Annotated in this window: 11 protein-coding genes; 6 read left to right on the top strand and 5 right to left on the bottom strand. The window is 38.1% G+C overall.

Annotation, left to right across the window (positions count from 1 at the left end):
• From GQY27_RS20660 to GQY27_RS20650, 3 genes are all read left to right on the top strand, one after another.
• Positions 1–185 (top strand): ArsR family transcriptional regulator (locus GQY27_RS20660; protein WP_160037151.1); only part of this gene is annotated, 185 nt, incomplete at its 5' end.
• 28 nt (positions 186–213) lie between these two features.
• Positions 214–1,167: a thioredoxin-disulfide reductase gene (gene trxB / locus GQY27_RS20655; RefSeq protein WP_160037150.1), complete on the top strand. Its 954-nt coding sequence runs from the start codon at positions 214–216 to the stop codon at positions 1,165–1,167.
• Between the two features lie 86 nt (positions 1,168–1,253).
• Positions 1,254–1,763, top strand: coding sequence for an arsinothricin resistance N-acetyltransferase ArsN1 family A (locus GQY27_RS20650; RefSeq protein WP_201450771.1), 510 nt, complete (start codon positions 1,254–1,256; stop codon positions 1,761–1,763).
• A 52-nt stretch (positions 1,764–1,815) separates the two neighbouring features.
• Here the strand turns inward: GQY27_RS20650 and GQY27_RS20645 are convergent, their stop codons facing one another.
• From GQY27_RS20645 to GQY27_RS20630, 4 genes are all read right to left on the bottom strand, one after another.
• Positions 1,816–1,995, bottom strand: coding sequence for a hypothetical protein (locus GQY27_RS20645; RefSeq protein WP_160037148.1), 180 nt, complete (start codon positions 1,993–1,995; stop codon positions 1,816–1,818).
• Positions 1,996–2,012: 17 nt separating this feature from the next.
• Positions 2,013–2,879 (bottom strand): permease, encoded by an 867-nt coding sequence (locus GQY27_RS20640; RefSeq protein WP_160037147.1) that lies wholly within the window; start codon positions 2,877–2,879, stop codon positions 2,013–2,015.
• 49 nt (positions 2,880–2,928) lie between these two features.
• Complete coding sequence (locus GQY27_RS20635) at positions 2,929–3,381, bottom strand: MarR family winged helix-turn-helix transcriptional regulator (RefSeq protein WP_160037146.1); 453 nt, start codon at positions 3,379–3,381, stop codon at positions 2,929–2,931.
• A 322-nt stretch (positions 3,382–3,703) separates the two neighbouring features.
• Entirely contained in the window at positions 3,704–4,756 is a 1,053-nt protein-coding gene (locus tag GQY27_RS20630; RefSeq protein WP_160037145.1) for a flavin-containing monooxygenase, read from the bottom strand.
• A 113-nt stretch (positions 4,757–4,869) separates the two neighbouring features.
• Here GQY27_RS20630 and GQY27_RS20625 point away from each other — a divergent pair, with 113 nt between their 5' ends.
• Both GQY27_RS20625 and GQY27_RS20620 read left to right on the top strand, forming a co-directional pair.
• Positions 4,870–5,214 (top strand): ArsR/SmtB family transcription factor, encoded by a 345-nt coding sequence (locus GQY27_RS20625; protein ID WP_160037144.1) that lies wholly within the window; start codon positions 4,870–4,872, stop codon positions 5,212–5,214.
• A gap of 6 nt (positions 5,215–5,220) precedes the next feature.
• Complete coding sequence (locus GQY27_RS20620; RefSeq protein WP_160037143.1) at positions 5,221–7,353, top strand: heavy metal translocating P-type ATPase; 2,133 nt, start codon at positions 5,221–5,223, stop codon at positions 7,351–7,353.
• A gap of 60 nt (positions 7,354–7,413) precedes the next feature.
• On the opposite strand, the gene GQY27_RS20615 is transcribed toward GQY27_RS20620, so the two are convergent.
• Positions 7,414–8,744 (bottom strand): IS3 family transposase gene (locus tag GQY27_RS20615; RefSeq protein WP_160037142.1). Its coding sequence is split into 2 segments (ribosomal slippage): positions 7,414–8,366 and positions 8,366–8,744, totalling 1,332 coding nucleotides; the frame shifts between segments, so codons are not numbered across the junction.
• Between the two features lie 369 nt (positions 8,745–9,113).
• Between GQY27_RS20615 and GQY27_RS20610 the strand changes: the two genes are divergently transcribed.
• The gene (locus GQY27_RS20610) at positions 9,114–10,094 is read left to right on the top strand and encodes an arsenic resistance protein (RefSeq protein WP_160037152.1); all 981 of its coding nucleotides are present in this window, start codon (positions 9,114–9,116) and stop codon (positions 10,092–10,094) included.
• Positions 10,095–10,248: the final 154 nt, after the last annotated feature.

The raw sequence follows: 10,248 nt of genomic DNA, 5'->3' as shown, positions 1-10,248 counted from the left end.
TGGATATACCTCAGTCCAAACTCTCCTATCACCTTAAGATCCTTCATGATGCCGGCTTTATACTGAAAGAAACAAGAGGTACCTGGAGTTATTATCGGATAAATGAAAGTGAAGTCAATAAGATCTTATCTCCGGAATTGTGCTGCATCTTCACAAAACCTAATACCAATCAAACGAAGTGTTAATCTAATATGCCCTATAAGGAGGATTCTTATGTATAAATCAGTTATTATTGGGACAGGACCAGCAGGATACACAGCGGCCATTTATTTGGCTCGTGCGAATATGAATCCGCTTGTTATTGAAGGACTTCAGCCTGGAGGCCAGCTAACCACGACTACCGAAATTGAAAACTTCCCAGGATTTCCTGATGGAATTATGGGACCGGAACTTATGGATAACATGCGAAAACAAGCAGAACGTTTTGGCGCTCAGTTCAAATCCGGATTCGTTAGTGAAGTGGACTTTAGCAAACGACCATTTAAAATCAAAATTGAAGGTCAAGATGAGATTGAGGCAGAATCCGTTATTATCTCCACTGGAGCGTCAGCTAGATATCTTGATATTCCTAATGAACAAGAATATGTGGGTCGAGGCGTTAGTACCTGCGCTACTTGCGACGGATTCTTTTTCCGCAATAAGAAAATCATCGTAGTAGGCGGTGGAGACTCTGCTATGGAAGAAGCTAGCTTCTTAACTCGTTTTGCTTCTGAAGTCGTACTAGTCCATCGCCGGGATGAATTAAGAGCATCTAAAATTATGCAAGACCGTGCAAAATCAAATTCAAAAATCACATTTGCTTTAAATCGAACACCGATTGAAGTACTTCCCCAAGACATGGGGATTCGAGGATTAAAGGTCCGTAATAATGAAACCGGACAAGAAGAAATAATCGAAGCTGACGGTTTATTTATAGCTATAGGGCATAATCCAAACATCTCATTTTTAGGTGAGCAGATCACTACCGACCCTCTTGGATACATTGTTGTTAATCCAGGAACGACAGAAACCAATATTCCCGGCGTGTTTGCCTGCGGTGATGTACAAGACTCCAAGTACCGTCAAGCTATTACAGCAGCAGGTTCCGGATGTATGGCTGCCATGGACTGTGAAAGGTTTTTAGAGGGTTCCTCCGTTCATGACTGGAGCGAAACACTGGATCAATAATTTTACTAAGAACTAAGCTCATCAAACTAACTTTGATGAGCTTTTGTTTTATATTAGTAGTATGAATCTAGATGGAGGTTCAAAAAATGAAAATACAAGTCCGCCCAGCGATTGAAAAAGACGCACAAGAAATTATGGAGATTTATAATTACTCCCTCGTCGTAGAGAAAAATGCAACCTTTGAAACAATCCCTAAAACGCTAGAAGATCGAATGGAGTGGATTCAATCACAAGGTGAAAGATTTCCTATCCTCGTAGCAGAACTAAATCATCAGATTATAGGCTGGGCATCCGTATCTAGTTATCGTTCTAGGGAATGTTATCAAGGCATTGGGGAGTTTTCAGTATATGTACATAAAGATTTTAGAAAACAAAATGTAGGTTACACCCTCCTACTCCAGCTATTAAACGTCTCCAAGGAAGCTGGTTACTGGAAACTACTTTCTCGTATTTTCACTTTTAATAAGGGAAGCCGAAAACTGTGCGAACGATGTGGATTCAGAGAAGTCGGTATTTATGAAAAACACGCTAAATTAGAAGATCAGTGGATTGACTGTGTTATTGTAGAGAAAATGATCCCTGAAAATTTAAATTAAGAAAGAATATAAAAAAACAAGGCTCTGCTAATATTGAGCCTTGTTTTTTGTATTAATTAGAGGATGAAGGTGTAGTCTTGCAGCAGCTATCCGAAGAAAGATCTGTATCCTTTTCATCTTTTACTTCTTCGATTTTTATGTTACAACAAGATTGCTTTTCCTCTTTTACCTCTTCAATTTTCACACTGCAGCAATCGTCGTTTTTCTTTGATTTCTTAAACAAGTTAAACATGATTAGATTCACCTCCTTTAAATAATGTAGAATAAGAATCCTGATAACGTAGCCATCGTAATAACAGAAGCTACAAAAGCAACGACCAATCGTTTATGGAAAATGGAATTTAATAATGCTACTTCTGGAATACTTGCTCCAACTGACCCTATCATCAATGCCATCACAGGAGGAAAAGCCATTCCTTTTGCGATCAGTATTTTAGATAATGGGATCATCGTTTCAATACGCACATATAATGGAATTCCAATGACAGCTGCAATTGGAACAAGCCACCACTTATCTCCTCCTAAATATGTGCTAATAAATTCTGTCGGTACCGCTTCATGAATAAATGCTCCAATTGCAGCACCAATAAGAAGATACGGATAAACGGTCTTCATAAGATTTAGCGTTTCTGTGACAGCAGCCTTAAAGCTAAATTTCATCTCACCTTCCTTATATCCAGTCATGTTCACTTTTTTTACTGCTGCTTCAAAACCGAATTTTTCTAGCAACAGTCCAACAAGGGCTGAGAAGATGGCAGTAATAATGGTGTATGTTATAGCGACTTTTATACCAAGCATCGCAGCCATCAGTGTAATAATAGTTGGATCTAATAAAGGAGATGAAAATAAGAACACCATGACAATCCCAACACGCACTTTTTTATTTAATAGGTTCACGACTACCGGTATGGTAGAACAAGAACAAAATGGTGTAACAAAGGCAAAGACAAGGGCTGCCAATACCCCTAAAAAGGTGTTTTTTCCTGAAAGATATTTGTTGATTTTGTCGTAAGGTATAATACCTTGAAGCAAGTTAACTACAAATGATATACCTACGAAAAGCGCCAATAGTTCAAAGGCGATGATAAAAAATTCGCTAATTATTTCTTTAATCATGTCTACACTCCTATATAGTTGCAAATTGCAAGTATTTATTTGAATTGTATTACCCTAAAGGGGTAGTACAACACTTCGTGGTTTTCTCCATATTTTTGTTCAGTAATTGAATAGAATGTACAACCATCTCTTGTTCTTCTTGACTCATATTCGCGAAAACATCATCCAAATATTGATTCATTTGCCCATCTATATTTTCAGCAACTTCTTTTCCTTCTTCTGTAAGTGATAAAATAAAAATTCTTCGATCCTTTGGATCAGGTGTTTTAGAAACTAAATTTATTTTAATTAACGTTTGTACTTGTCTGCTAAAAGTAGTGATATCTGTTCCTAATGTTTCCGCCACTTGTTGCATAGAGGGCTCATGCTGACGATCAATCTCATATAAAATATGACTTTGAACAAGAGAAATATCGTGGCCACCAGCCTGACAACAGTTTTTATTTAAAAAGCCAAAACGTCGACTAAAGACTTGGAAAAGCTCTCTTAAATTTTGATCCATTATAAATCACCTCTTCCGTAATAAGCTGTTGTGAAATACTTGTAAGTTACAAATGTTAATTATAATATAAATTAATTATTTGCAGTTTGCAAGTATTTTATGTGCGGAATTTTTCAGTTGTATATTTTAAGATCATAGCGTCTAAACCATATATGTTCCTGAAGAACAAGGCTTCCTGTAAGGATAAGAAAGGGTTTGATAATTTTCCACCTACTCTTATCATCTAACATTTAATTAAGAACTTACACGTTAGTAAAAAACAGCTGATCACTTTAATCAGCTGTCTTCTCACTGAACTAATGTTTCCCATCAGTTGAACATATTATTTTATAACATTTATATGGCTTACAATTTTTTGAGCATCATATTTTACCCAACCCAATAAAGCTGAACCCCTAGAACTTTGCCAAGGGAGCCCGACATAATACAACCCTCTAATCGGAGACATGCCTGAATAATGCTTAATTTGACCATGTGAATCAAATGCTCCTTGAATGTCAATCCACTCGTCGTTCCGCTTAAAACCTGTGGCCCATATTATATTTTTCACTTCAATATCAGTTCCATCTTCAAAAATAATTATATCTCTTTTCGCATTCAATGCACGAGGATAGATCTTCACTTTTCCTTTTTTAGCTAGTTTTTTTAATTCATATCCGTATACTTGCTCGGGCTGCTTTTTCAGCCATCTTCCAAATGGACCTTGCGTGCTTGCGCGAAGAAACCCTAGTGTTTCAAAATACCAAAAAATACTTTGATTCAAGATATACAAGGGCTTGAATGAGATATTACGAGCTACCGATATGTAAACGGGTCTAGTTTCCTTTTGATCCTGAGCTATCTCTGTTGCTATTTGTGTACCAGAGTTTCCACCACCGACAACTAGTGTGTTTCCTTCTCTTAATTGGCTTGGATTAAGATATTCAGAAGAGTGCAACTGTGTAACATTTCTTGATATTAGTTTAGAAAATTTCGGGATATTTGGAACCTGGAAAGGACCAGTTGAAACAATAATGTTATGTGCCTCAATAGTACCTTCCGATGTTTCTATTTTAAAAATTTCCCCTTCTTTCCAAAGTCGCTTGGCAGGACATTTTAATTTGATCGGGAGATCGATGTTATTCGCGTAAGACTCAAGATAATCCGCTATCTCATCTTTACTAGGTAGCCCGTTCCTCTCTCCTTCCATTTCCATTCCTGGCAATTCATCATATATCCTGGGTGTAAAAAGGTGTAGAGAGTCGTAACGATGTCGCCATGAATCCCCAATTGAGTTTGCTGCTTCCACAATCAAAAATCTTAAACCGGCCTGTTTGAGATAATAACCAGTAGCCAAACCAGCTTGACCAGCACCTATTACTAATACATCGTACATTTTGTTATCCTCCCTTAACTATTTTCTAACAATCAAATGATCGTTTGATTGAATAATCATAATATGATAAGCTCATAATAATCAAACAATCATTTGATTAATGGAGGGGTACCATGAAAGATAGCTGTGAGATTTATTGTTATGACGAAACAAGAGTACGTAAAGTACAACATGCTCTACAACAACAAAACATTCAGATAATGTCAAAAATGTTTAAGGCTCTCGCAGATGAAACACGATTGAAGATTGTATTTTCTTTATGTGAAGAAGAACTTTGCGTATGTGACGTGGCAAATATTACTGGGTCCTCATTGGCTACTGCATCGCATCATCTGCGAATACTAAAGCAACTTGGTTTAGCAAAATACCGAAAAGAAGGAAAGTTAGTTTTCTATTCATTAGAAGATGATCATGTACGTCAACTAGTTCAATTAGCCTCAATGCATACAAGGAGTTGATGAGTCATGCAACAACATGAGGAAAAAATCAATGAAAAACAAGTTTACCGTGTACAGGGTTTTACTTGTACAAATTGTGCAGGTATGTTTGAGAATAATGTAAAAAATCTTCCTGGCGTATCAGATGCAAAGGTAAACTTTGGTGCAGCCAAAATAACCGTTTATGGAAATGCCACCGTGGAAGAGTTAGAAAAGGCTGGTTCATTTGAAAACTTAAAAATTTCTCCTGAAAGACAAAGAATTATTGAAAAAAAGGAACCTTTTTGGAAAGAAAACTGGAACTTAATTCTTTCTATTTTGTTTATGGCTGCTGGCTATTTTCTCGCTTCTCGCTATGGAGAAGAGGAGTTAATTCCTGCTTTAACATTTAGCGCGGCAATTATTATTGGCGGTTATAATTTATTCAAAAAGGGGATTAAGAATCTATTTCGTTTGCAGTTTGACATGAACACACTCATGACAGTAGCTATAATTGGGGCTGCTGCTATCGGTGAATGGGGCGAAGGTGCAGTCGTTGTAGTCCTCTTTGCAATAAGCGAGACTCTAGAACGCTACTCGATGCAAAAAGCACGTCAATCTATTCGATCCCTTATGAACATTGCGCCTAAAGAAGCTTTAATTCGACGTGGTTCTTCTGAAAAAATGGTGAATGTTGATGATATTCAGGTTGGAGATGTAATGATCGTTAAGCCAGGACAAAAACTGGCTATGGATGGCATTGTCATTAAAGGTACTTCGACGCTGAATCAAGCGGCAATCACGGGCGAATCGGTTCCTGTTACAAAAACTATCGATGATGAAGTATTTGCAGGTACCCTAAATGAAGAAGGCTTACTTGAAATCAGAGTTACCAAACGAGTTGAAGATACTACTATTTCTAAGATTATTCACCTTGTAGAAGAAGCACAAGCCGAACGAGCTCCTTCACAAGCGTTTGTGGACCGTTTCGCTAAGTATTACACACCTGCAATAATGGTGCTCGCCATCGGTATCGCCATCGTCCCACCACTCTTTGGTGCTGACTGGGGAGATTGGATATATCGTGGTTTATCGCTTCTTGTAGTAGGATGTCCTTGTGCTTTGGTTATTTCTACTCCTATTTCAATTGTCACCGCAATCGGCAACGCTGCAAAGAATGGTGTTCTGATCAAAGGTGGTATTCATCTGGAAGAAGCCGGACGCATTTCAGCTGTAGCTTTTGACAAAACTGGCACCTTAACAAAAGGGTTTCCAGAAGTAACAGATATCGCCGTATTTAACGGGCAGAATGAAAGTGAAGTACTTTCGATTGCTGCTTTGATTGAAAAAGGTTCACAACATCCGCTTGCATCTGCAATTGTTCGGAAAGCGGAAAAATTAGGTGCTGACCTATCGCACTCAGTTGATGACTTTCAATCCATTACAGGTAAGGGTGTAAAAGCTTCCATTGGTGGCCAGCTATACTTTATTGGAAGTCCTAAACTATTTGAGGAACTACACTCTAAATCTATAGATACGAAACGCGAGCGAATCAGCACGCTGCAGACTCAAGGGAAAACTGTTATGGTACTAGGCACACAACAAGAAGTAATTGCCTTGATTGCAGTGGCCGACGCGGTACGCGATTCCAGTAAATCGGTTATTGAAGAACTGCATTCTATCGGGGTTAAAAAGACAGTTATGCTTACTGGAGATAACCAAGCAACGGCTAATGCAATTGGAAGCCAGTTGGGCGTAGCCGAAGTCAAAGCAGAGTTGTTACCCCAAGACAAGCTAAATTACATTAAGAAACTTCGGGAAAGCTATTCACACGTAGCAATGGTTGGTGACGGAGTAAATGATGCACCTGCACTTGCCGCTTCTACTGTAGGTATTGCCATGGGCGGCGCAGGTACGGATACTGCACTTGAGACAGCCGATATTGCATTAATGGCTGACGACTTGAGAAAACTCCCCTACACAATTCGTTTAAGCAAGAAAACTCTTGCGATTATCAAACAAAACGTAGCGTTTTCCTTAGGAATTAAGTTGTTAGCATTAGTGCTTATTGTACCTGGATGGCTAACTCTATGGCTTGCAATTCTTGCGGATATGGGAGCAACTTTGATCGTGACTCTAAACAGTTTAAGACTTTTAAAAGTGAAAAAAGAAGATAAGTAGACAAAGAACTGAACTGAACCCTATAAAGTAGACAGTTTTAAAAAAAGGATACGTTCGTATTTAAGCGGCAATGAGATGACTTCGGTATGCTGCCGGAGTCATCCTTTTTAATGTCCATTGCTTTCTTGTGTTGTTATAGTGATCCATGTAATCATCAATCATTTGTTTTAATTCTCCTATATTGGTTGCCTGTTTATAAGGAACTTCGTCTTTCATATGTCCAAAGAAAGATTCCATTGGTGCGTTATCTAAGCAGTTCCCTTTTCGTGACATGGATTGTAGGAATCCCATTCTCTTCACTTGAGACTGGTACTCTGGATGGGTGTAGTGAAATCCTTGATCGGAATGAATCATCGCTTCTGGATGCAATCGATTCCGAGTAAAATCTTCTAACTTCCTTAATGTTCGATAGACAATCTCCATTCGTAAACTCGCTGAGAGTTCATAAGCGACAATTTCTCGTGTCGCCACATCTTTCACACAAGATAAATAAGCCGTTTTGCCACCACCAATTTGTAGGTAGGTGATGTCCGTCAAGAAGACTTTCCCAGGTTCCTTCTGATTAAACTGACGGTTCAAATGGTTTGGTACCTGACGGTGAGCTTCCGTGGCTTTGGTCAATGTTCGGTAAGGGTTCGCTCTTCGTACTTTCGCGAAGAAGTGAAACTTGCGCATTAAACGCAAGATTTTCTTGTGATTCATAGGCTGACCAGCTTTTTCGGCGACTTCCATATACAAACCACGATAGCCGATTTTTCCGTTGAACTGATCATAAATCTCTTTTAGAAAGACGTAATCCTGATAATCAGATTCCTCACGGAGGGCTTGTTTTCCGCTACTTCGAAGCCATTTATAATAGCCGCTCGGACTCACTTTAGCTACTTCACATAAGTAACGGACCATATTCTTCAATTGATACAGCCGAATCGTCTCATTGATGACTTGGTATTTCTCTCGGGCTGTTAACGACGATTCTTCTTCGCCTGCCTTTCCAACTCGTCTAGCTTTTTTAGTAGGGTCAATTCTGCCTCTAACAGACGAATTCGTGCTTCCGCTTGAGCTAATTTCTTCTCAGCAGAGGCATTTTCTTTCTTAGGGCGTCCCTTACTCGCTTTTCCTCGGCGTTCCTCTAAAAAACCATTTTCTCCATAGGTATGGAAGGTTCTACGCCAACGAGCTAAGGCGCTTTGTGCTTTCTTTATACCAATCACCTTCAAATCGAAGCCAGCTTCTGTGAAGATTTCTACGGGTCCTTTACCAGATTGGTTTTGTTTAACCGCCTGTAGTTTGAAGTCAGGGGTATATTGAATCGTGCGGTCGGTCACGATTTTAACGTTTGGATTGGCTTCTAGTTGTCTCTGTTGATGTTCATTAAAGATAATCTTACTCATAAAAAATACTCCGTTCTAAAATTGTAATGTTAGTATAACGGGACTTTTCTAGAAAGAGAATAGAAAAACCCCGAATCGAGTCCACTTTTTTTTAAAGTGTCTACCATTCGGGGTTCAGTTCAAACATTTGAAAGAGTTGTTTTTTTGTAATTAAAGTATTAACCTGCCAAAAATCAGCCGATTGTTAGCGGCTGATTTTTTTAAAACTATTATTTTCCGGTAATTCAATAAAAAATAGATCAGTTTTTGCTATCCTTGATCAAGGTGAACAAGATTTTGAACTGAATGTTACGAAACCAAGGTTTTGAGTAATTCATTCGTTTATCTTTCTTTGTATGCTACAATTTACCTTAAAAAAAGGGGAGCACCATTTTGATTACAAGAGAAAATTTAGAGAACAAACAGATATGGATATACGCTGTAACGTTAATTGTAGGTGGACTAACAGGGGTCTATCTTCCTCAATTTGGTTCTTCACTTGAAGTTGCGATTTCTCCATTCATTGCTATACTGTTATACACTATGTTTGCACAAATTCCTTTTCTTGAATTAAAAAAATCATTGTCAAATGTTAAATTCATAATAGGATTATTGGTGTCAAACTTTATTGTCGTTCCGATCATTGTATGGATTTTAACTATGATATTCCCTCAATCACCTTATGTACTTCTAGGAATTCACTTAGTTTTATTGACTCCTTGTATTGATTACGTGATTGTATTTACTAAGCTTGGACGTGGAAATGAAAAACTTATGCTTGCAGCTACACCGATACTTTTTGTGTTACAAATGATATTACTTCCATTTTATCTATGGTTGTTTATGGGTGAAGATACAGCACAGATCGTAAAGGTTGAACCTTTCCTAGAAGCATTCTTGTTTCTAATTGCACTTCCACTCCTACTTGCAATATTAACTCAAGTATGGGCTAAACGAGGATTGAAAGGAAAAGGTGTTCTTCAGTTCACTACATGGCTTCCGGTGCCTTTCATGGCTTTAGTACTGCTGGTAGTAGTTGCTTCTCAGATAGAAAACGTGGTTAGTGACTTTCAATTGATCTTAGCAGTAGTACCAATTTATCTCTTGTTTCATATCTTTATGCCTATTTTTTCAAAGATGGTAACGAAACTATTTAAACTAGATGTTGGTGCAAGCCGAGCTGTTGTGTTCAGTTCAAGTACAAGAAATTCTTTGGTAGTCTTACCATTGGCTTTATCATTACCCAACGAGTACGCCGTAATAACTGCTGCGGTTATAGTAACCCAAACTATAGTGGAATTAGTTATGGAGTTATTCTATATAAAAATTATTCCATCATTTGTGATAAAGGAAAAGCAACCGGTCTTATGATCGGTTGCTTTTTTTCTTGAACTAACGTTTCTACGTTAGCTTCATACGTTCAATTAAAGGAAGATTTATGACCAGTTCATTCCCAAAAAACCTACCAAAACATATACAAAAGCTATCAGCAGTAGCCAATATAAGATATTAAACGGATTGTCCC

The sequence above is a fragment of the Paenibacillus sp. An7 genome, assembly GCF_009870785.1.
Classification (GTDB): Bacteria; Bacillota; Bacilli; order Paenibacillales; family Paenibacillaceae; genus Paenibacillus.
This window is presented reverse-complemented; position numbering and strand designations above follow the sequence as displayed.